The sequence below is a fragment of the Rudanella paleaurantiibacter genome (assembly GCF_009184635.1).
GTDB classification, from domain to species: domain Bacteria; phylum Bacteroidota; class Bacteroidia; order Cytophagales; family Spirosomataceae; genus Rudanella; species Rudanella paleaurantiibacter.
Genome location: NZ_WELI01000003.1, coordinates 237709 through 260873 on the forward strand (window position 1 = coordinate 237709; position 23165 = coordinate 260873).

Consider the following 23165-nt stretch of genomic DNA (forward strand, 5'->3'; position numbering starts at 1 on the left):
AAACTCTTTTGTTATGACTGACAACGTAAGCAATTTACGTTCTTCTTCCCAGAAGATCAAACAGGCCGTTGCAGGCGATGCCAAACACCTGAAAGCAACTGCCTTTGTCTGCCTATCGCACGCACAAATGATCAAAAACCTACTCGACCAGATCGGGAAGATTGATTTCAGAGAGCGTGCTGGTTTTGCCCCCGATGATGAGGAAGCAAAGCTTAAGAAAGCCCACTATCTGGTTATTGCCGTAGAGGAAGTTCTAAGCCTGGCTGAACGCAACAAGTGGGGGCTTTGCCGCCGTGATGGGTTCTTTTATTCATTCAATGGAGCGTACTGGAAGCCCTTAGACAAAGACGACCTAAAGAACTTTCTCAAGCAAGCGGCCGAACGAATGGGGGTAGATCGGTTTCAGGCCCGGCACTTCGAGTATGCCGAACAACTCTTCAAACAGTTCAACGAAACGGCCTACTTGCCTTCACCCGAAGCCGACCGCTTTACGGTGATGGTTAACCTCAGCAACGGCACGTTTGCCATTGGTACCGACAAACAGGAATTACGCACCCCTAGTGCTGCTGACTTTCTGACCCACCAATTACCGTTTGGGTATGATCCCAAAGCCACAGCACCAAAGTTTCAGGCGTACCTTAACCGAGTGCTACCCGACATAGATTGTCAGCACATATTGGCTGAATACCTGGGCTATGTGTTCATCAATCCGGCCAAGCTTAAGTTAGAGAAAACGCTACTCCTGTATGGCACCGGTGCAAACGGCAAGAGCGTCTTTTTTGAAATAGTAACCGCCTTGTTGGGGAATGACAACGTCAGCCACTACTCGTTGCAATCCCTCACCAATGAGCCTGCATATTGTCGGGCGCACCTGGCTACCAAACTGGTAAACTATGCCAGCGAGATAAATGGCAAGCTGGAAGCGGACACGTTCAAACAGCTGGTTTCCGGCGAACCAGTAGAGGCCCGGTTACCGTACGGTCAACCGTTTATCCTGACCAATTACGCCAAACTCATTTTCAACTGTAATGAATTACCGGCCGATGTGGAGCATACCCCGGCGTACTTCAGGCGCTTTCTGATTGTGCCGTTCAAACAGACGATTCCCGAACAGGATCAGGATAAGCAGTTAGCCCGAAAGATCATTGATACTGAACTGTCAGGCGTATTCAATTGGGTTTTAACTGGCTTGCGTCGACTATTGGAGCAGGGCCGTTTTACCGACTCCGAAGCCGTTCGGGAGCAGTTGGAGAGCTACAAAAAGCAGTCTGACACCGTGCGTCTTTTCTTGGATGACAACAGCTATCAATCCTCTGACAGCTTTACACCCCTCAAAGACCTGTATCGAGACTACAGAGCCTATTGCATTGAAGATGGGTATAAGGCCGTCAATAACCGAAACTTTCAGAAGCGACTAAATGCCAACGGTGTTACCACCGAACGGAAAACTATAGGCTATGTGGCCTATGTACGAAGGCCCGATTTGCCCTAAAAATAAAAGATGTTTTCCCGCCTACATATCCTACATAGCCTACATGAACGCCTATAGTGATTCGTGCTGCCTATGTAGGAAATGTAGGATATGTAGGCCCAAACAAACCTTTTTTTATGACTACATGCCAACCCCGATACCAGCTACCCAAGAAGGCAATAAAAATCGACTGCCCGCAGTGTAGCCCCCGACACCGTAAGACCCTCAGCCAATATGTAGATCGGACAACAGGTGACGTATTACCCTTACCGTTCGGCCGATGCGACCGGGAAAGTAATTGCGGCTACTTTCTTAGTCCTTATCACAAAGGGTCATCCGGTTTAAGCTTTGTTGATGAGCAAAAAGGCCCGCCTATCCCGAAAGAATGGTTTAAAATGGCTGCCAAATGGAAGAAGGCAGGTACTACCCCCGAAGGTGTTGTTACTACCCTTATCCAAATGGAGGGAGCAACACTGGAACAGGCCGAGCGAGTAAAAAACTATATCTTTTTACGGCCTGCATATCCTACACAACCTACACAGCCCGCCCCGGTTCATGTGCTGCCGGATGAGGTCTTACACCAGTCACTAGGCCGTTATGAACACAATGAGTTTGCCCGCTTCTTAGTATGTCACTTCGGGACTGAGATTGCTACCACCCTATTGCAGCGATTCAAAGTTGGCACCTCGACGTACTTTAAAGGGGCTTGTGTATTCTGGTTGGTTGATGAGCAAAACCGCGTTAGAGGAGGACAAATAGCACTCTATGACCAAACGGGCCATAAGGTTAAGTACACCAACAAGGAAGGAGAGCGAAGAGCCTGCATTACATCCGTTCGGCACGCCCTGGCAAGAAAGTATAAAGGTGAGACCCCGCCCGAATGGTTGGCAAAAATCCCGGAAGATGCTGAGACGTGGCCTGTTGTTTTTGGCTTACCTCAACTGCACAGAGCGCCAATTGATGCACCAATAGCCATTGTAGAGGGCCCGAAAACAGCTATTATCTGTAGCTACTACCTACCGGAATTTATCTGGTTGGCCGTTGGCGGAAAGTCGTACCTGAAACCTGAACGGTTGGAAGCCTTACGAGGTCGCAAGATTCGGCTTTTCCCTGACTTGAATGCTTACCACGATACAAAGAATGCTCAAGGGCGAACCGTGAAAGGTTGGCTTTCTATTGCAGACCAGCTACAAGCCGCAGGTTTTGACGTGAGCGTATCTGATATACTGGAACAGTTAGCGACCGACGAAGAAAGGGAAAAGGGGTTAGATATGGCGGACTACCTGCTATCCGAATCCAACACAATTACCGCCCTTTCTGATTGGAGCCCCGGGCAACTCGTAACGTTTGACCAAAGCCGTATTGAGCGGCTTACCGTCGACTTCACCAGCGACTACCCGCCCGAATGGGACGCCCCCGCCCCAGCCGATGCCGCCCCGATAATCCGGCCCATTGCCTACGGTTCACCTGAGTTCCACCAATGGCACCACAATACGCACACGCAGCCATGAAACCACCCGAGCAACAACTGACTGGCCTGGCTGCCGAAGTCGTGCGAGTGCTGGACAAACGAGCGAAAACAGACGGTTGGACCTGGGTAGGCTTCGAGAACGGGGAAGGGTCAGAAGTTGGCCGAGAGATAGAGCGACTGATACGAAAGGCCCGACGAATCCTAAACCAGCAACAGAGCAAAGCACACAAAGAAACCAATCAAAACCAATGAAAAAGCAGACCAAAGCCGTAGTGGCTACCACAACCGAAGGCCATGCCGGCCGACCCTCCAAGTTTATGCCTGAGTTTACAGAGCGGGCTCACAAAATGGCCTTGCTGGGCCTGACAGATGAAGCGATGGCCGATGTTTTAGGCGTTGCCCGTTCAACATTCAGCCTTTGGAAGAAGAACAACCCTGAATTTTCGGACGCAGTACAGGGGGGTAAAATCTTAGCGGATGCCAAAGTAGCAGCGGCATTGTACATACGAGCCGTAGGCTACGAATACCCCTCCGAGAAGTTGCTGACCGTCTCCGTAGGGGATGGGGTTTCAGAGGTTCAACGGCACCCGATTACCGTGCACGTGCTGCCTGACCCCGGTGCCGCCCTCAATTGGCTCAAGAATCGACAGCCAAAGCTTTGGCGGGATAAGCAGGACGTGCAGCTATCGGGCGAAATCAGCGTTACCCTCAACTTAGATGGCGACCATTCTAACAATTCTAAAACAGAATAGACCATGTTTCAAAAAGGCAGAACAAAAACCGGAGGGCGCAAAGCCGGAATAGGAAACAAGATTGACGCGAAACTGAAAGAGCGTATTGCTGAACTGGTAGAAGGGCAGTTTGACAACATCGTGGCAGACCTTGCCGAACTGGAACCCAAAGACCGCGTTGCGGCCTACCAACGATTCTTAGAATACGTAATACCGAAGCAACGGGAGCAAAAGACGGATGTGCATGTAGAAGCCAGAGATAAGCCCCATTGGCTTACTGCAACGTTGGATTACCCAGCCTTTACCGAGTAAACCACAACCAAACCAATACTGCAATGGAAGAGAACGATGATAGCTTGATATTTGAAGTGAAGCTGGAAGAGAACAATCTGGAAGAGCGCGTTAAGGTGCTCAAGCAACAGATAGAAGCCCTCAAACAGCAAAAGAAAAACCTTGATACCCTCAACAAATCGGGCGTTGTGACGGGCAAAGCGTATGCTGACCAACTCGAAGAGATTGAGAAGCGCACCAAATCCGCCAAGACGGAACTGCAAGGCCATACCCGTACCCTTGACCTGCAACAGAAGGCCCAAAAATCAGCAGCAGGGTCTATTACTCAGCTACGGGCGAACCTTTCTTTACTGACCGCGCAGTATGCCGAACTGAGTGCTGAGGAGCGTGACGCAACTGACGCTGGGGCCGAGATGCAAAAGCAACTTACTGAGCAGATTGCAAAGCTGAAAGCCCTCGAAAAAGCCTATGGTGACAGTCGACGCAACGTCGGCAACTATACCGATGGGATGCGCGAAGCCGCCCGCAGCCATTCGCCCTTTATCAGTACGCTCTTAGACGTGAAAGACACGCTCACGCAAACCGTTGAAGGGCTGAGAGCAAGCCGGGAAGGTTTGCGCGAACAGATTGCAGGGTTGAAGGGTACGGCCGCAGGGTTTGAAGGGGCGAAGAAATCAAGCATTGCTTTCGGATTGTCATTGAACGCTCTGGGCATTGGCTTACTCATTACCGCCCTGGCTGGATTGGTTTCATTCTTCACCAAGACCGAGAAAGGAGCCCTGATGTTGAAGCAGGTAATAAGCGGGCTATCTGCTGCCTTTGATGTTTTCGTTCGCGCCCTGGCACCCATTGGCGAATTGCTGACCGACTTGTTTACCGGGAACATTACCAGCATCAAAGACTTTACCACCCGCTTAGGTGGAGCCCGCAAAGAGTTAAGCGGAGTCGGATCAGCGATGTTGTCCGCTGCCAAAGCGGCCGCAATCTACGAGAAGCGTATAAAGGAACTGGAAAAGGCGCAGCGGGCGCAAATGGTAGCCAGTGCCGAAGCAAACCGAGAAGCTGAGTTTGCACTGAAACGGGCCGAAGATACCACGCTGGGCATAGCCACCCGACGCGAAGCCTTGCAGCGAGCGTTTAAGATTCAGAGCAACGCGGTAAAAGCCGACATTGACTTGCTCAGAGCCAAAGCCAACGTCGAACGGGAGGCCATTATAGGCACGTTGCGCGTTACAGAAGCCGAACGGGAACGGTTGCGTAAAAAGTCCAACGCTGACTTTAGCCGGGAAATTGAAACCTTAGGCGTTGCAGAGGATCAGCGGCAACGGTTCCGCGACGCTGCCGTGCAAGCTATCGAGAAAGAGACCGAACTACGGTTGAAGTCGATGGACCTGGTTAAAGAAGATAACGCCCTACGGCAGGAAGGGGCCGACAAGTCGAAAGAGCAAGCAGAGAACCAACTGGCAACGGCCGTGCAAATCGCACAGCTACGACTCGAACGGGCGCAGATGTTGGGCGAGGAGACGCTAAAGCTGGAAGAAGCCCTAATTCTCAAGCAAGGCCAGCAGGAAGCCTTTGGACTCAAGAAAAGCAGCGACCTCCGCAAAGCGATTGAAGCCAAAACGAACGCGGAAATTCTGAAACTACGGTTAGACTATGCCGTGGATATGCAACAGCAGGAATTAGAATTGAAAGCGGCCGAGGTTGCAGCGTCGTTAACGTTGGCCCGTAGAGGCAGTAAAGAGGAGTTGGAACTGATTGTTCAATCCCTCCGCATACAAGGCCAGCAAAGGGAGGTAGAAGCCCGTAAGCAGTACCGGAAAGATGCCGAATACGAGCAGGCACGGGCCGCTATTGTCTTGCAGACGCAGCGTCAAATTGACGACGCACGGGCGGCATTCGCTCGGGGTGAGATCGAGCGCGTTGCTGAACTTGGGCAGCTTCGCATTCAGACCGAAATCGACCTGAACAAAACGTCTATCGACAACGACCGCATCTTAGCTGAACGTCGAATCGACCTCGAAGAAAAGACGCAACTTGAACTGCTTGAGATTGCGGAAATAAGCGAAGAAGAACGACTCGTACGCATGAACGCAATTCAGGCGAAAGCCTTGGCAGAACGTCGTGAGGTGTACAAGCAGCTACGCGAAGACGAACGTACGCAGACGCAGGCGCTGCTCGACATCCGCTTGGCGTCGGTCAAGAAAGGTACGGTTGAGGAATTGAAGCTAAAGAAGGAACAGCTTGCCTTGCAGATGAAGGCTGAACTTGACAACCTGAAACTCACCGAAGAGCAAAAAGAAGCGATCAAGGCAAAGTACCGTGAGCAGGAAGAGGAAGCGGTCGATGCCTTCAACGAAAGCGTTGCTGCTAACACGATTGAGTCAGCAGCCCGTGCGACACAGGTAGCTACAACTCTGATCGAAGCGTCGATAGCAAGGCGTACGGCCGTGCTCGACAAACAACAGAAAGCGGCTCTGCAATCGGCTGGTCTGAACGCTGACTTGCGGGCGAAGGTCGAAGAAACGTTTCAGAAGCGACGCGAGAAACTCGAAAAGGATGCGGCCAAGAAGCGGCAACGCATAGCCAGTATTGAGAACGTCATCAATACGGCGAAGGCCGTGACGGTCGCGATCACGGGCGCACCCCCTCCGTTCAGTGCGATACTCGCAGCCATTGCCGGGGCGCAGGGCTTGGCGCAGCAGGTATTGATCGACTCGCAGCAGTTCGCACGGGGCGGGGTGTATCTGTCTGACGGGCGGGGCGGCTATGTACGCGGCCCCGGCACTGCCACCTCGGACAGCATCAACAGCCGACTCAGTAACGGGGAGAGTGTGAACAATGCCGAAAGCACAAAGATGTTTTACCCGCTCTACTCCCTACTGAATCAACTCGGAGGAGGTAAGGCCTACCCAAATACCCCGGCCTACAATCCAAGTACCTTTCTTGCACCGGCACCGGCACCGAGTGCAAACCCTGAGCAGTTGGCCGCCCTGGTTGAGCAGGGAGTAGCCAGAGCCCTGGAACGGATGCCGAACCCCGTGGTAACAGTCGATGACATAAACAAGGGACAGAAGAAGGTGACGGCTATTCGAGACAGTAACGACGTGTAAACCGTAGCCCCAAAGAAACTATGATACAGGACGGACTTTATTTAAATGACCAATGGGTAAGCCCATTTGAAAACTTTGCTCTGACGTTTCAGGGTAACGACCTGACAAAACCGGAGTCTCAGCAGACGTCTTATTCGAGTGCAATCAAACTACCCGATACGGTCAATGTTCGTGCCGTTACGCAGTCGGCCGAGCAGCCCAACAGCGGATCAGAGATGCCCTACCAACTGACCCCGGCGCACGTGGTCAGTAATGGGGAGATTATGCTACGGGGTAACTTTCGGTTTACCGACTTTCAGCAGGGATGGAACGGGACATTATCCGAAGCCAAGCAACAGCTATTGACTCGGTTAAAGCGCCCGCTTCGTTCGCTACACCTCAGCGACTACGATTTTCCGTGGAGCCTGGACTATATCAATAGCCGTGCTACCGCAAAGCAGGGTGTTTGTTTTCCGTTCGTTGACTACGGCACCCTGAGTAGCACCGAGCAACCGAGCGACACACTGAACCCGGCCGTTTACGTTCATTCGTTGGTAGCCAGTATGCTGCACGAAGAAGGCTATAAGCTAACAGGTAGCCTACCGGCTGATGAGTTGTACAAGCGGCTTGCGCTGCCGTTTGTTGAGGATAAGCCGACCAATGTAGACCCCGATTTTGTGGAAGCGCGTAGGGCGCGCGTTACTTGCCCTACCGGAATTGTTGCCCCTCCCCGTTCTGCCGGGAAGAGTATCACTCTGCCTTTTTCCGTGGTGGATCAACCGTTGGAAGGATTTGGACAGGGTCGGCTAAACCTGTACGATCCGGTAAGTTTTTCGTATGTAGTTGATACAGCGATGCGAGTAAAAGTAACGTGCTTTCAGCAGTTCCAAATAAAGATTGACTTTGGAGCCGTTGAAGCAAAGCTGCAACTTGAAAAGAATGGGAAGGTGGTCGCAGAAGAGTATTGGAGTGAAGCGGGGCCATTTAACAACCTGTTACTACGAGTGCAGACCATAGAGTTAAAGACCTCTGTAAGCTGTCAAGCGGGCGACCGTTTGCGGCTACGTTTGGTACTGCAACGTCGCACCCGGGTTGCCCAATGGGAGGGTATTATTTTCTTTGGTGCCATGCAAAGTATTGCGGGCTACGAGCCCGACAATGCCCTGACCTTTGGCGACCTTTGGCCCGTTGGTCGAAACTTGCCTGACATGGATTGTTTGGACTTGTTGAAGGCCGTTGCGTTGCTGACTTGCTCAACTATTACCGTTGATGACTCCCGAAAGCAGGTGCAGTTTACTCGGATCAGCGAGGTAATCAGTAACACGGCCGACGCTTTGGACTGGACTGACCGGATATGTGTAACACCAAACGAGCCAGCCGAAATAACGCCCGCCCTGGAGCCCTACGGGGCCACAAACTATTTACGCTGGAAAGAATGCGAGGGGGTAGATAAAGGCTACGGTGACGGTATGATTGAAGCCAAGAGCCCGGCCGTGGACTCAGTGGATTTATTCACCCTACCCTTTGCCGCAAGCATGGAAAGCCCCGTTGAAATATCCGGCTACGGGAAGCCGTTACGAATCGAAACCCGTACCGTCACCGGATCGGGTGAAAACCGAGCGGTAAACCTCAAGAGCACACAGCCCCGGCTTATCATTGTGGAGCCTGCACACAACTATACTATCAATACGTCGATCCTGACCGATACCGGCACCATTGAGAAAAAGCCCGTTACATTAATGGCTTGCTGGTTCGATAGAAGGCCGCAGCTTGCAGTAACATTGCTGAATAACCTGAGCCTGAACTTTGCCGACACAGCAACGAGCAACGGCTTAATCAGTCGGTATTTTGTTGGCTTGCGCAGGGTGTTACGTCGGCCCCGAGAAGTCAGTATATCGGCAAAGCTGACACCGGCCGACGTGGCACAGCTTGACTTTTCCCGCCCCGTTTTGCTGAGGTCAACAAAGATTGATGGGTTAGATTTTACGCAGTGCTACTACTACCTGAATAAGGTTGAGCGATACCGGGCCGATGGTTTATGTAGATTGAGCCTGGTTAGTTTTTTCTAATACGCACCGCCCCGGCCAATGAGTCGGGGCTTTTTTATTCCTCCTCCACCGGGAGCGAGTTGATAAATTGGTTGATGAGGTACGTTACACTTTTGCCCGTCTTTTCGGCATAGTTCAGTAATCGCTCATGCCGATCCGCCCTGATAAAAAAGGCCAGTTGACGCAGAGGTTTAGAATCGAGTTTCAGCTTTTCCCGTCGAACTTGAGCCCGATCAGGCGCAGGTACCACGTCGTAATACTTGCTCACCGTTCCGAATACAGTTTTAGCAGCGTCTTTGATGCCGACACCGCTTTGCACCAATGCCCGGACCTGTTCAAGTTTATCATTCATGGAGTTTTTGCGCCTTTTGTGATGCCCAAATATACGCGGGCTTTTGTTGTTCTGCAATACTGTATGTACGACCTTTGTAGGGCCAACTAAAACAAAACAGATATGCAGCCCAAAGCGAAACGCACCCCGAAAACCTACCGCCTGACCGATGAAACCCTGAGCCGGATAAACGAACTGACCGACCTGTTAGGCGTTGATGCTACGGCCATAATCGAGCGGTCAGTAGAACACTACCACCCGACCGGGAAAGCGGCAGGAATTGAGCAGATGAAAGCGAAACTAAAAAAACACGCTGATTTGTAAGTACTGTATGTACAGTATTGCTTTTTGTTCTTATCTTTGTTCCAACAAAAAGCACTTACAACCATGCAGACCACAAAAGCCCCTCAGTTGCAGCCCACGTTAGGCCGTTCGTTCGACATTGAAATCAGTATGAGCCTGGAAGAGGGCCGCACCTCCACCGATGCCGAGTTACTACTGGACATATTGGATGCGCACCGGGAAGTTCAACTAAAGGAGTTGCAAAACGAGTTAGACCGCCTGATTAAGAACCCCGCTGAATATGCCAGACAGCGCGAATATTTTAAGGCAGAGTTAAGCAAGCTGGAACGATTGAGTTTTTATACCACCGTTCTACGCACTGGCATAGATCAGGCTTACCGCCAACTTGCCGAAGAGGTAAGAACAAAGTAAGTGCCTAACTCATACTCAGACCATGCAATCACAAGAGTACAGAACAGCCATACACGAAGCAGCACACTTTGTAACGCTTATCATGAGGGGTATAGGCTCAACCCCCCATATAATCAGTATTATTCAGTCAGAGAAGATACGCGGATACGTCAGAGACCCAGCGCTTATAAGGATTAAGCATTGTCCGGAAATGTTTTCTGCTGCGCACAGAATGCGATGGGTCGCCCAATATTTAGCGGGCCATGCAGCCGAGCAGGTACTGACCGGAGAGGTCTACGATTTTTGGGGCCATGACATAGACGAACCCCACGACTTTGGAATAGCCTGGAAGATTATTGAGAGTATTGCCGATGGATCAGTGGACGGGGTTTTTGTTGGCAGTGCTTTGGAAGATGCCTACCAAGAAACCATAGAGTTTTTAAAAACGCCCGTGGTTTGGCAAGCAATCGAATTGGTAGCGAATGAGGTTTTCAAGCGCAAAGAGATAACCAGAGACAACGGGCTCTTTGAGTTAGCGGAAAAAGTTTTTGCTTTGCCTGTCTTTGCCGACGTTCAACTGATAACACCACATTTGACAATTCCTGCCCGCAATCCACAGTAGTAACTTAGTACCTGACCCATACAAGCCCCGGCATACGTCGGGGCTTTTTGATAATATCATCCCAACAATTGATTTTTACTCTGTGGTATTGTGTACTGTATTTTCGCCAAGATGCCCCTTCGCTTACTTTAATAAACTCACGTAAAGATTAGTAACGATAGGAGTGCGGAGTTGCTTGGCAAATAGCTTACACTCTATGTTGATTATCTCGCCAGCCAAAGAATTAGGAAAATGTATCCTTAATGGTGTCTCAAAGGCTCGAACAGGTATACCATGCCGTAGAACTCCGATGTGCTCATTAACTAGTATGTAGTCATTTAATTCAGAAACCTCAGGATAAGACATTATATTAACTTTAATCTCAGGCACCCTCATCCCAAATGGCCCGGTCACTGCTTTTTCGGGATCATCATATACTTTATCGGCCACAAGTAACCCATTTATTTTGGGAATAAATAATTGGATAGAGGCATCGTCAATATAACTATCACCTTCGTTGTGAATGACTACATTAATCTTTACAGCATGCTTCTCGTAGATTGTAAAAAGATCATCTTCTTCGTATGTATCTTCTACGTCACGAAGGTTTTCATACAGTTCAACTGTATCCCGATCTTCATAACTTCTTGATACACTTATTCGTGGAAAGTTTTGAAGTGCATTTAAGAGAGTGAAATTATCCGTACCCTTCTCATCTTCTAATCGACGAGCTAACTCTTCTCGCTTCCTTAAAATATCTAGAATGCTTTCTTTTGCTTTTTGAGAAGGTAGTGTGTATTCCCCCGCAGTCTGAACAGCAATTTTTTCAGATTTATCGTCCGAATCAAATTTTATATGAATCGGCCCCACCGAGGTACGGCTATCAAAAATTTTCTCAAAGTCTTGACGCATCATTCTTCGCTGGGTCGACCCCTTACGAATCCAAGAATCCCCTACATTAAGTCTAGCTTTACTCTCCGTTGAATCGAAATTCTTAAGCATCATATAAGGCTGGTTAGTGCAGTTATAAATCCGGATAACGCCTAACGTAAGCCCTCTAAAGTGAACAGGAGTATAATCTATATCAAGTTCGGGTTCAATGTTGCTTTGTATAAGTTGTTGATAAGTTGCTGAATCAACTAATGGTTCAGCAATGCCAGTGATAGTTCTTGTACCATCAGAATTGAGTTTTACACCTATTATAATATGCCTGTCTCCCGAAATAGATGCATTAGCCATTGCCATCACATCTTTAAGGAGTGAAGCGTACTGAGGCTTTGTATATTGACTGGATTTAAAGTCAAGCCGTGTGTTTTCATTTTCATATTCAATTAAGTCGTTTAAGTTATCCATAAGCCAATATTTTTCATGCTTTAAACGCCAGTATGAGCGTCCGAATTTATTGAAAACTAAGTCACCCCTCAACTCAGACGTTTTATATTTTGTAACAAATGGCTCTGGTATCTATCAGCGTACTATTAAAGATAAAGAATTAATATACGAAAAGAGCCTGCTTTAGATGCCTAGAACTAAGTGTTAATCTTACAATCCGTACACACATCCGTACACGTCCGACAAACAAAAACGCCTAATCGACTATCAATCAGTCAATTAGGCGTTAAGCTTGTACCGGGAGCCGGACTCGAACCGGCATGTCCTTGCAGACATTGGTGTTTGAGACCAACGCGTCTACCGATTCCGCCATCCCGGCAACTATTCGGTCGTTGTGTCAAACGTGGGTGCAAAACTAAGCCTTAACGGGCAATCTGCAAGCCCTGACGGCCAATTAAACGCAAAAAATTTAGACCAAACTGCGAAGTAGCTGATTGTCAAGCCCAAGCTCCAAAAGCTTAACCGGGCTTCGTTGGCAAGATACGCTACTCGTAACGCAATGCCTCGATAGGATCGAGCCGCGAGGCACGTATGGCCGGGTATATTCCCGAAAACAAACCGACGGCTACGCAGATGAGGATTCCGAGCATCATCCAGCCCCAGGGCACGACAAAAGCCCCTTCGCCCTGGCTGACCACCAGCGAAATCAGGTTACCAATGCCTAAACCCAGCACCACTCCACCGATTCCACCCAGTACACAAATCACGATGGCTTCGATCAGAAACTGCATCCGAATGAGCTGGGGCGTGGCTCCGAGCGATTTACGAATCCCGATTTCGCGGGTGCGCTCCGTAACCGACACCAGCATGATGTTCATAAGGGCAATGGCTGCCCCCAACAACGTGATAAACCCGACCACAAAACCGCCAATACGCAACACACCGGTGGTTTCGTCGAGGTCTTTGGCCAGTTCGTCGGCCCGCTCAATACGGAACGAGTCGGGCTGACCCAGAGCGTCGCGTCGGATTAGGCGCATGGTGCCACGGGCTTCACCTACGGCTGTTTCCTGATCGCTGATGTCGGGCACCGAAGCCGTAATATCAAACGTAAGCGCCCGCTCCCCCGCCAGCACGCGGGCATTATCAATCGGAATGAGCATCACCCGGTCGTCGCCCCCGCCCGTGAGGCTTCCTTTCTTCTCCAGCACGCCAATCACTTTAAACGGTGCTCCCTGCGCCCGGATAATCTGGTTGAGCGGATTTACATTGGCTCCAAACAACGCCCCCGCTAATTCGCTACCAATAATGGTTACGTTGAGGGAATTTTCGACGTCGTTGGCGTTGAGGTTACGACCACTCGCCAGCTTGTAGTTTTTGACGGTCAGGAACGTATCATCGATACCGTACAGCTGCACGTTGGGGTTGGTCTTGCGCGAGCCGTATTTCACCTGCGTGGCCCCCGACACCAGCGACGACACCGAAATGGTAGCTCCGTACGGAAACCGACGCTTGAACAACACCGCCTGCCGGAAGGTGATGGGCTCATCGGCCCGCTGCATCCGTCCTCCAAACCGGCCCCGCTGCTGTTCGACCAGAATGCTGAACGTGTTGGCCCCCAACCCCTCAAAACTGCTGTTGAGCGACGACTGAATCCCGTCGATAGCAGTCAGGATACCGACGAGCGACGTGATACCGATGGCAATGATCGCTGACGTAAGCACGGTCCGCAGCCGGTTGCCGGCAATCGAGTTGAGCCCTTCGCGGACGTTTTCAATCAGATTCATAAACTATAGAGTGAAAGAGCCAGAGAGTGATCGAGAGAGATTGGAGCGTTCTGTTCGCCCTTCCACTCGCTCGCCCGTTCGCTCTTTAAATTTCTCGCACAAAATTTGCTTAATTTCGTTAATACAAAGCTACAATAGGCCTCATTACCAATATAACCGATGAAACGTCTGCTCTTGCCACTCATCCTTTTTCTGGCACTTCTTGCCCCTGCCATGGCGAATCGGCTGCTGATTCCGATGGATGAGGCCCAGAAAAATCACCTGAAGGCGTACGGAATCGCGTACTGGGTTCTGAAAACCCACGATACTGAAATTGACTGGCTGCTGAACTACCGGGGTGGGAGTTTCATGATGTCGCAGAGCCAGGCATTTGTCAACGAAATGGTGATCCGGGGCGTGAGTTACGAAGTTATCTCGGAGGCACAGGCCGCCCAGATTATGGCCGAGGTACAGTCGCCCGATGCCAATATGGATGCCGTGAAACTCCAGAAACCACCCAAAGTAGCGGTGTATTCGCCCAAGACCAAACAGCCCTGGGACGATGCTGTAACTATGGTCATGACCTACGCTGAAATTCCGTACGATGTGGTGTTCGACGCGGAAGTACTCGATGGCAAGCTGCCCGAGTACGACTGGCTCCACCTGCACCATGAGGACTTCACGGGGCAATTTGGCAAGTTTTTCCATTTCAAGGACCAACCCTGGTACATTGCCCAGAAACAGGAAGCCGAGGGAATTACCCGGAAATATGGCTACAACAAGGTTACCCAGATGAAACTCGGCGTGGTGAAAAAAATCCGCGATTTCAGCCTCGGTGGCGGCTATCTGTTTGCCATGTGCAACGCCACTGATACCTACGACATTGCCTTGGCCGCTCAGAACACCGACATGGTGGATGCGTTTTACGACGGCGACGGTTTCGACCCGAACGTGAACAGCAAACTCGATTTTCGGGAGACGATGGCCTTCCGCAATTTTCAGGTCTATACCAATCCGTACATGATCGAGTTCTCGAACATCGACAATCAGCCCGAAGAGCGTGGCCTTGCCGAGCACAATGATTATTTTTCGTTGTTTCAGTTCTCAGCTAAGTATGACCCCATCCCGACCATGCTGACCCAAAATCACATGAACGTAATCAAAGGGTTTATGGGGCAGACAACGGCGTTTAAGAAAGCGTACCTGAAGCCCGAAGTGGTGGTAATGGCCGAGAACCGGGCGGCCGGAGAGGCTCGCTACATTCACGCACCGTACGGCCGGGGCTTCTTTACGTTTTACGGTGGTCATGACCCCGAAGATTATCGGCACGAAATCGGCGAGGAGCCCACTGACCTTAATTTGCATCCTAACTCGGCCGGTTATCGCCTGATTTTGAACAATATTCTGTTTCCGGCAGCCAAAAAGAAGAAGCAGAAAACCTAAAAGGTTTTAAAGGTTTGATGCTTACTATGTAGATGATACATTGGCTATAAGCTACTTTGTGTGACTCTTGATTGGAAATACGCTTACCAACCACTGCCAGGGTCTTCGACCACTGACAGGGTTTGGAGCGTTGAAACCCTGCTAGTGGTCGAAGACCCTGGCAGTGGTTGCGGTTTCAAGCAACGTTTGTCAACTGTAAGAGGTCGCCAACAAGTAATTCAATCACGTACAAAAACCAGCCGGGCTTACTACCCGGCTTTTTTGTGGGTATTAGCCGAATTACAGGATAAATTTCAAAGCCTTCAGAACGGTTTGTGTGTTTTTAGTAGTGAGCTTACTATCTGACCATGAACCGACGAGAACTTCTCAAAACAGCCGCCCTACTACCGTGGCTGTCTCTTACGGACGTAACCCACTCCCTACCCTCCCCACGAAAGCGACTCACCCGCATTGCGTACCTCGGCGATACGCACCTGATGCCCCGCCGAAAGCCGATGAAAGGCTTAGCCCAATGCCTGCACCATATTCAGAACCAGACCGACAAGCCAACCCTAATCCTGAACGGGGGCGATTCGATTATGGATTCGGTATCGCGGAACCGACGTGATACCCGTCGGCAATGGGAAGCGTGGCAGACCGTACTCCGGGCCGAGTGCTCACTGCCGGTAGAGCATTGCCTGGGGAACCACGATGTATGGGCGCACGAAGAATCGGTAAACGACCCACTCGCGGGCAAAAACTGGGCGCAGGAGCAACTGTTGTTTAGCCACCGTTACCGGAGTTTCGACCGCGACGGCTGGCATTTCATCATCCTCGACAGTATTCAGCCGAAAAAAACCGGCGGCTGGTACTCGACCCACCTCGACGATGAACAGCTCGACTGGCTGCAGACCGATTTAAAAAAAACGGGTACCCGAACTCCAATTCTGGTGCTCTCGCACGTACCCATCATCAGTGGTCGCATCGGGAATGAACTATCGGGCACCGACCCGAGCCAATGGGTTATTCCAGATGGGGCCATGCATACCGATGCCCCGACCTTAATTAAGCTTTTCGGGCAGTACCCGAACCTGAAAACCTGCCTGAGCGGCCACCGGCACGTACTCGATGACGTGCGGTATGCGGGCGTACATCACCTGTGCAATGGGGCGGTTTCGGGTAATTGGTGGCAGTCGAAAACGTTTCGCGGCACCCGACGCGGCTACGCCCTGCTCGATTTATACGACGATGGCACCACCGAACGAACGTATGTTACGTACTGAAAAGTGAAAACGGAGTTGCTTGGAAGACAACTGTTCCCAGGCAACTCCGTTCAATTATTCGCTACTCTGAATTGAATCGCTTGTTTACTCCTTCTCAACCACGAGCCGGAGTGTAAACTCATCCATTTCGATCTCGGCAAACTCGGGGCGGGCCGCGTCGCCGTTGAGGCCCGCAACCAGATCGAGTTTCAAAGCCTGCACCTCCTGCCGGATGTACTCCTGATTGGCTTCGATGGCCTCGGCCAATACGTCGTTGTTACGCTCCAGTACGATGCTGATTTTGTCGGTCACGTCGAAGTCGCGGTCTTTGCGCAGGTTCTGAATCCGGTTCACAAAGTCGCGGGCGATACCCTCCCGACGGAGCTCATCGGTCACAGTCACGTCGAGGGCCACCGTCAGGCCGCCTTCGCTTGCTACCAGCCATCCGGGAATATCTTCGGTCAGAATTTCCACGTCGGTCAGTTGCAGATCGAACCCGTTGAGGTGAAGCGCACCGGCCGTTTCCAGTTGCTTCAGTTCGGCCTCGGTCATGGCCGTAATGGTAGCCGCTACGTCTTTCATCTGCTTGCCAAAACGCGGACCGAGCGCCTTAAAGTTAGGCTTCACTTTCTTTTTCAGAATGCCCGATGCATCGTCGACAAACTCAACGGCTTTCACGTTAACCTCCGACTGAATAAGCGGGGCTACGTGCTCAATTTGCCGACGGGTTTGGGCGTTCAGAACCGGAATCAGTACCCGGCTCAACGGCTGACGTACTTTCAGTTTATGCCCTTTTCGCAACGAGTGCACCAGCGATGACACCTGTTGCGCCAGCTCCATCGACGTTTCCAGATCCGAATCAATCCAATCCGTTTCGACCGGGCACCAGTTGGTAAAATGCACCGACTCGTACTGGAACGGCGTACCCTTCTCCTTCGACTCCTCCCGCACACCATCCGTCAGGTTGTGGTAGAGCCAGTCGGCAAAGAACGGCGCAATGGGCGACATCATCTGAGCCACCACCGCCAGGCAATGCTGTAGAGTTTCGTAAGCTGCCTGTTTGTCGGTTGCATCGGCTGTTTGCCAGAAACGCCGACGCGAGAGCCGCACGTACCAGTTCGACAACTGATCGCAGACGAAATCCTGCACCAGTCGGCCCGCTTTGGTGGGGTTGTAGCTCTCGAAAGCTTCTGTTACGCCAGCCACCATCGTGTTCAGCTTCGACAGAATCCAGCGGTCCAGTTCGGGCAGCTGCTCGCGTGGAATACGATTGAATTGATTGATCTGGTAGCCGTCGATGTTGGCGTACAGCGCAAAGAAGTTGTACGTGTTGAACAACGTTCCGAAGAACCGCCGTTGTACTTCACCGATACCTTCCAGGTTAAACTTGAGGTTGTCCCAGGGCTCAGCGTTGGTAATCATGTACCAGCGCGTTGCATCGGCTCCGTACGTGTCGAGAGTCTGGAACGGATCAATCGCGTTGCCCAGCCGCTTCGACATTTTGTTGCCGTTTTTGTCGAGCACCAGACCAGTCGAAACCACGTTTTTGAACGCCACCGAGTCGAACAACAACACCGAAATGGCGTGCAGCGTAAAGAACCAGCCGCGTGTTTGGTCAACACCCTCCGAGATAAAATCGGCCGGGAACGACTCGCTGAATACGTCCTGATTTTCAAACGGCCAATGCCACTGCGCATAGGGCATCGCCCCCGAGTCGAACCAAACGTCGATCAGGTCAGGCTCGCGCTGCATCAGTTGACCCGATTCTGAAACGAGGTAAATTTCGTCGGAGTACGGCCGGTGGAGGTCGAAGGTTCCGCCCGCCTTAGCCGCCAGAAATGCATTGTTTTTATCAATGTACGCCTGATAATCAGCCTTGCCTTGGGTAACCCATTCGCTCAGTCGCTCATTCGCACGTTCACTCATGGCCACCAGCTCTTCTACCGAACCGATGCACACTTCATCCTGCCCGTTTTCGCTGCGCCAGATTGGCAGCGGGGTGCCCCAGTAGCGGCTGCGGCTCAGGTTCCAGTCAACGAGGTTTTCGAGCCAGTTGCCAAAGCGGCCGGTACCAGTGCTTTCGGGGTTCCAGTTGATGGTCTTGTTCAGCTCCACGAGCCGGTCTTTGAGCGCCGTTGTCCGAATAAACCAGCTATCGAGCGGGTAGTACAGAATCGGCTTATCGGTCCGCCAGCAGTGCGGGTACGGGTGTTCGTATTTCTCGACCCGGAACGCCTTGCCCTCCTCCTTCAGCTTGATGGCAATGAGCACATCCGTCGGGCGGAACTCAGGGTCGGCGCGCTCCTCATCGGAGTAGTATTCCTCTTTAACATAGCGGCCCGCGAAATCGGTAACCTCCGGTACAAACCGGCCCTGCCGATCCACAATGGGCACCTCCTTACCAAACTCGTCTTTCACCATAATGGCCGGGATTCCGTTGGCCTGCGCCACCCGGAAGTCGTCGGCCCCGAACGTAGGTGAGGTATGTACTACCCCGGTACCATCTTCGGTCGTGACAAAATCGCCCAGAATAACCTTGAAAGCAGGCGCTTCGGGCTGCACATAGGGCAGCAGTTGCTCGTACTCGATGCCTTCGAGGTGTTGGCCCTTGAACTCCGAAATCACCGCCCAGGGGATAACCTTGTCATTGGGCAGGTACGCATCGAATGCCGACGTATTGGCCGCGTCTTCCACGCGGCCTTTCTCGTTGAGCCAACGGCCTACCAGCGCCTTCGCCAGAATCACGTGCACCAACTGATGCGTGTACGGGTTGAAGGTTTTAACGAGCACATAATCAATATTGGCCCCGACGGTCAGCGCCGAGTTGGCGGGCAATGTCCAGGGGGTAGTGGTCCAGGCCAGCACATGCACATCGGCATCGTTGGAGTCGAAAAACAGGAACCCCGATTTGCCGGTGGGCTTCACCTTGAACATGGCCACAATGGTCGTATCGCGCACGTCGCGGTAGGTGCCGGGCATGTTCAGCTCGTGCGAGCTAAGGCCCGTACCCGCCTTGGGCGAGAACGGCTGAATCGTGTAGCCTTTGTACAGCAGGTCTTTGTCGTAGAGCCGCTTGAGCAGGTTCCAGACCGACTCGATGTAGTCGTTTTCGTAGGTTACATACGGGTTTTCCAAATCAACCCAGTAGCCCATTTTCTCGGTAAGGTTGTTCCACTGATCGGTAAACCGCATCACCGTTTCGCGGCACCGTTGGTTGTACTCCTCTACCGAAATCGACTTGCCGATATCTTCTTTGGTAATACCCAGCTCTTTCTCAACCTGCAGCTCAATGGGCAGGCCGTGGGTATCCCAACCGCCCTTGCGCTTCACCTGGAAGCCCTGCAAGGTTTTGTAGCGGCAAAATATATCCTTGATGGTCCGGGCCATCACGTGGTGAATCCCCGGCGCACCGTTCGCCGAGGGCGGCCCCTCATAAAAGGTAAACGTGGGTCGACCTTCGCGGACGCGCACGGACTCTTCAAATGCGTTGGTTTGTTTCCAATGCTGCAACACCTCAGCCGCGATATGGGCGTAATTGAGGGATTCGTATTGTTTATACTGCGCCATGCTTGAGGAATTAACCGCACGGTCGGTCGTAACTCGGTTGCCGTTCGGTAAAATAACCGCAAAGATACGGCTTTTTTAGTGGAGGATGCAGGATTGATGGCACGCTGATGACACGGATTAAGCGGATTTACGCTCATTTTTTTGGCTTAACACGTTGGGTACTTTACCCTGTCTCGCCCACTCTTTCGCTAACCTTTGCCCACAAACCGGGGCTTCTGTGCGTTATTGCGGTACGCTACCCCACGCACAACCATGAAAATCCTTTTGGTCGAAGACGAGCCCAAAACCGCACAGGCGATTCAGCAAGGGCTGGAAGAGAGTCAGTTTGAGGTCGATATTGCCTACGACGGGGTTATTGCCAAACGGCTGGCGCTCAAAAACACCTACGCAGCCATTATTGTCGATGTGATTATTCCCGGCCTGAACGGCCTTCAGTTGTGTCAGCAACTGCGGGCCGAGGGCATCGGGACACCCATTATGCTCCTGACGGCCCTGGGTGAAACCGACGACAAAATTCTGGGGTTCGATGCCGGGGCCGATCAGTACCTGACCAAGCCGTTTCAGTTTGCTGAGCTGCTGGCGCGGGTTCGGTCTATGACCCGGCGCGGCTCGCCCGTTGCCATGACAGCCCAAACGCTCCGCTACGGTGGCCTCGAAATGAACCTCGATGCCAAAACCGTCTCGCGCGATGGGCAACCCATTGAGCTGACTGCCCGCGAGTTTGCCCTGCTGGAGTTTCTGATGCGCAATCAGGGGCGGGTACTCTCGAAACCGCAAATTGCCGAACACGTTTGGGACATCAATTTTGACTCGGGCACCAACATCGTGGAGGTGTACATCAATTACCTGCGGAAGAAAATCGACCGTGACTTCCCAACCAAGCTCATCCATACTCAGTTTGGCATGGGGTACGTGTTTAAAGAAGAGTAATCACCCACCGGGCGGGTTCGTTGACGTAGGAGGGCAAATCCCTCTAAGCAAATTCTAAGTTCGTATTCATTTCCTTCTAAGGTCTGTGCGCGCTCTTTGTAGAAAAATTCGCTCAATCATGCATTTTTCTCATGAGTCAACACAAACCACTTCGAGCGGTTCGTCTGGTTAAGCCGGGCGAGCCGCCCTCTCAGCATCTATCCGGCGGAACCGAACACCCGCCCAATAGCAAACCACCCCGTCAGACCGATTGGCTACTGGTACTCATGACCGGGTTTGTGCTGCTGTCGCTGCTTATACTTTGGTGGATTAACTCACCGCTTTAAGCAAATTCTAAGCCCTCCTTAAGTTTCTTCTCAGGGCTGAATATGTACTTGCAAAGGATTGCCACGAAGGCAAATTCTCTACTTTACTCGACATACCTATGAAAACGAATCTTAAAACCGTGGTGTACACGGCAATGGCAGGCATTGTGTTTCCGGCCGTTGCATCTGCTCAGACAACTCCTACACCTGCGGCCAAGCCTGCTACGGATGCCACAACGTTACTAAGTCTGGGTCGGTATACCGAAGCCAAAAACCTGCTCCGGCAGGCAGTACAGGCTAATCCATCCATGCAAACCTACTTCGATGCGGGTTACGGATACCTGCGGGCTGGTCAGCCCGACTCGGCCCGGATCTGGTTTGAAAAAGGGGTGCCCATGGACGAAAAACGCGTACCTCTCAACCAAACCGGTGTAGCGATTACGTATCTGGTTCAGAATAATTCGGCCCAGGCCGACGCCCAGATTAAAGAGGTTGTCGACCGGAGCAAAGGCAAAAATGCAAGTATCCTGCACCGAATCGGCGAAGCCTACACGGGCTATCTGACCACCGAAGAGGGCTCATTTAAGCCTCGGTATGGGACCGCTAACCCGGCCAAGGCGATTGATTTTCTGAACCGGGCCGCCGAGCGCGACAAGAAAAACGCTGATATTCAACTGACCCTCGGCGATGCGTACTACCTGAATAAAGACGCCGGCACCGCCGTATCGCGGTACGAGAGCGCCCTCGAACTGGGCATGAACCCCTCGCGGGTGTATCAGCGGATGGGCGACATTTACTGGCAGGGCCGCAACCTCAATCTGGCCGTTGAAAATTACAAGAAGGCGATTGAAGCCAACCCGCAATACGCCCCGGCCTACCGGCAACTGGCCGAACTTTATTACCTGGTAAACAAGTACAAAGAGGCCGCCAACTACACCGATCAATACATTCAGGTAGCGGGCGACAACCGGCCCGAGATGCTACTGCGGTCGGCGCAATTTCATTTTCTGGCCAATGATTTCCAGAAAGCTGTCGACGTGATTAACCAGAATCGGGCTGCCCTGGGCCAAAATCCGATTATTCACCGGATTGAGGGCTGGGCCTACTCATCGCTGAAGCAGCCCGAAAAAGCCATTGAGAGTTTGCAGACTTTTTTGCAGAAAGCCCCCGAAAAGTCGATGCCCGATGATTTCAAATACTTAGGGCGGGCATACCTGACCACCGAATCGGCCGAAGATGATTCGCTGGGGGTTACATTCCTGGAGCGGGCGGCCCCGGCCGATACAAGCGAGAATCTGTACAGCGACATTGCGAAGTACTACTACCGAACCAAAAAGCACGCACAGGCCGTAGCCGCCCTCGACTCGTCGATAGTGCATGGTTTCAAAGCCGATATGCAGGATTTGTTTCGGTATGGCATGAGTAATTACATGCTCGGTTTCGGGCGCGACAGCTTAGGTAAACTTCAGCGTGATACCGTCCGGTTTGCCAAAGCCGACTCGGCCCTCGCACTGGCGCAGGCAGGCTCTCCCGATTATGCCCCCACGGTGCTTTACCGGGCTAAGGCCAACTACTACGCCTACACGCCACAGGAGGCCGTTATGAACGGGAAAGCAAAAGAGCATTTTGAGAAGTTTATCAGCATGATCGAAGGCAAGGAAGAAGACCAGAAACGGTACAAAAATGACCTGGCGCTGGCTTTCAAATACCTGATTTCGTACCATGAGCTGGTTACTAAAGATGCCAGTGCCCGCGCCGAATGGTTGAAGAAGGGGCTGGCTATGCTTCCCGAAAACAAGGACTTAGCCAAGATTTCGGACGGCCCGGCCACCGAAGCCGATGCGCAGTAAGGTAG

18 protein-coding genes and 1 tRNA gene are annotated in these 23165 nt (G+C 51.8%); 14 read left to right on the top strand and 5 right to left on the bottom strand.

What is annotated here, in order from left to right; genetic code table 11:
* The first annotated feature begins 13 nt into the window (after positions 1-13).
* From F5984_RS09725 to F5984_RS09750, 6 genes are all read left to right on the top strand, one after another.
* Entirely contained in the window at positions 14-1492 is a 1479-nt protein-coding gene (locus tag F5984_RS09725; protein WP_152124071.1) for a DNA primase family protein, read from the top strand.
* Positions 1493-1608: 116 nt separating this feature from the next.
* A complete protein-coding gene (locus F5984_RS09730; RefSeq protein ID WP_185155471.1) occupies positions 1609-2982 on the top strand; it encodes a DUF6371 domain-containing protein in 1374 nt (457 codons plus the stop codon).
* Positions 2983-3190: 208 nt separating this feature from the next.
* Positions 3191-3694, top strand: coding sequence for a helix-turn-helix domain-containing protein (locus F5984_RS09735; RefSeq protein ID WP_152124072.1), 504 nt, complete (start codon positions 3191-3193; stop codon positions 3692-3694).
* A gap of 3 nt (positions 3695-3697) precedes the next feature.
* A complete protein-coding gene (locus F5984_RS09740; protein WP_185155472.1) occupies positions 3698-3985 on the top strand; it encodes a hypothetical protein in 288 nt (95 codons plus the stop codon).
* Between the two features lie 23 nt (positions 3986-4008).
* Entirely contained in the window at positions 4009-7077 is a 3069-nt protein-coding gene (locus tag F5984_RS09745; protein ID WP_152124073.1) for a hypothetical protein, read from the top strand.
* A gap of 20 nt (positions 7078-7097) precedes the next feature.
* Entirely contained in the window at positions 7098-9125 is a 2028-nt protein-coding gene (locus F5984_RS09750; protein ID WP_152124074.1) for a hypothetical protein, read from the top strand.
* A 34-nt stretch (positions 9126-9159) separates the two neighbouring features.
* On the opposite strand, the gene F5984_RS09755 is transcribed toward F5984_RS09750, so the two are convergent.
* Positions 9160-9456 carry a hypothetical protein gene (locus tag F5984_RS09755; protein WP_152124075.1) on the bottom strand — a complete coding sequence of 99 codons (297 nt, stop codon included), beginning with the start codon at positions 9454-9456 and terminating at the stop codon, positions 9160-9162.
* A 102-nt stretch (positions 9457-9558) separates the two neighbouring features.
* On the opposite strand from F5984_RS09755, the gene F5984_RS09760 reads away from it, so the two are divergent.
* The 3 genes from F5984_RS09760 (at position 9559) to F5984_RS09770 (ending at position 10750) form a co-directional block, all read left to right on the top strand.
* The gene (locus tag F5984_RS09760) at positions 9559-9759 is read left to right on the top strand and encodes a hypothetical protein (RefSeq protein ID WP_152124076.1); all 201 of its coding nucleotides are present in this window, start codon (positions 9559-9561) and stop codon (positions 9757-9759) included.
* 63 nt (positions 9760-9822) lie between these two features.
* Positions 9823-10149 carry a hypothetical protein gene (locus F5984_RS09765; RefSeq protein ID WP_152124077.1) on the top strand — a complete coding sequence of 109 codons (327 nt, stop codon included), beginning with the start codon at positions 9823-9825 and terminating at the stop codon, positions 10147-10149.
* 22 nt (positions 10150-10171) lie between these two features.
* Positions 10172-10750, top strand: a complete 579-nt coding sequence (locus F5984_RS09770) for a hypothetical protein (protein ID WP_152124078.1) — start codon at positions 10172-10174, stop codon at positions 10748-10750.
* A gap of 123 nt (positions 10751-10873) precedes the next feature.
* On the opposite strand, the gene F5984_RS09775 is transcribed toward F5984_RS09770, so the two are convergent.
* From F5984_RS09775 to F5984_RS09785, 3 genes are all read right to left on the bottom strand, one after another.
* Complete coding sequence (locus F5984_RS09775) at positions 10874-12082, bottom strand: AlbA family DNA-binding domain-containing protein (RefSeq protein WP_152124079.1); 1209 nt, start codon at positions 12080-12082, stop codon at positions 10874-10876.
* Positions 12083-12356: 274 nt separating this feature from the next.
* A tRNA-Leu gene (locus tag F5984_RS09780) sits at positions 12357-12440 on the bottom strand.
* A gap of 166 nt (positions 12441-12606) precedes the next feature.
* A complete protein-coding gene (locus F5984_RS09785; protein ID WP_152124080.1) occupies positions 12607-13845 on the bottom strand; it encodes an ABC transporter permease in 1239 nt (412 codons plus the stop codon).
* 159 nt (positions 13846-14004) lie between these two features.
* Between F5984_RS09785 and F5984_RS09790 the strand changes: the two genes are divergently transcribed.
* Both F5984_RS09790 and F5984_RS09795 read left to right on the top strand, forming a co-directional pair.
* Complete coding sequence (locus tag F5984_RS09790) at positions 14005-15267, top strand: asparagine synthetase B (protein ID WP_152124081.1); 1263 nt, start codon at positions 14005-14007, stop codon at positions 15265-15267.
* Positions 15268-15614: 347 nt separating this feature from the next.
* Positions 15615-16529, top strand: coding sequence for a metallophosphoesterase family protein (locus F5984_RS09795; RefSeq protein WP_152124082.1), 915 nt, complete (start codon positions 15615-15617; stop codon positions 16527-16529).
* An 84-nt stretch (positions 16530-16613) separates the two neighbouring features.
* Here F5984_RS09795 and ileS read toward each other — a convergent pair whose 3' ends face one another.
* Positions 16614-20075 carry an isoleucine--tRNA ligase gene (gene ileS / locus F5984_RS09800; RefSeq protein WP_152124083.1) on the bottom strand — a complete coding sequence of 1154 codons (3462 nt, stop codon included), beginning with the start codon at positions 20073-20075 and terminating at the stop codon, positions 16614-16616.
* Between the two features lie 252 nt (positions 20076-20327).
* On the opposite strand from ileS, the gene F5984_RS09805 reads away from it, so the two are divergent.
* From F5984_RS09805 to F5984_RS09815, 3 genes are all read left to right on the top strand, one after another.
* Positions 20328-21005, top strand: a complete 678-nt coding sequence (locus F5984_RS09805) for a response regulator (RefSeq protein ID WP_152124084.1) — start codon at positions 20328-20330, stop codon at positions 21003-21005.
* Between the two features lie 131 nt (positions 21006-21136).
* The gene (locus F5984_RS09810; RefSeq protein WP_152124085.1) at positions 21137-21331 is read left to right on the top strand and encodes a hypothetical protein; all 195 of its coding nucleotides are present in this window, start codon (positions 21137-21139) and stop codon (positions 21329-21331) included.
* 98 nt (positions 21332-21429) lie between these two features.
* A complete protein-coding gene (locus tag F5984_RS09815; RefSeq protein WP_152124086.1) occupies positions 21430-23160 on the top strand; it encodes a tetratricopeptide repeat protein in 1731 nt (576 codons plus the stop codon).
* Positions 23161-23165 lie beyond the last annotated feature (5 nt).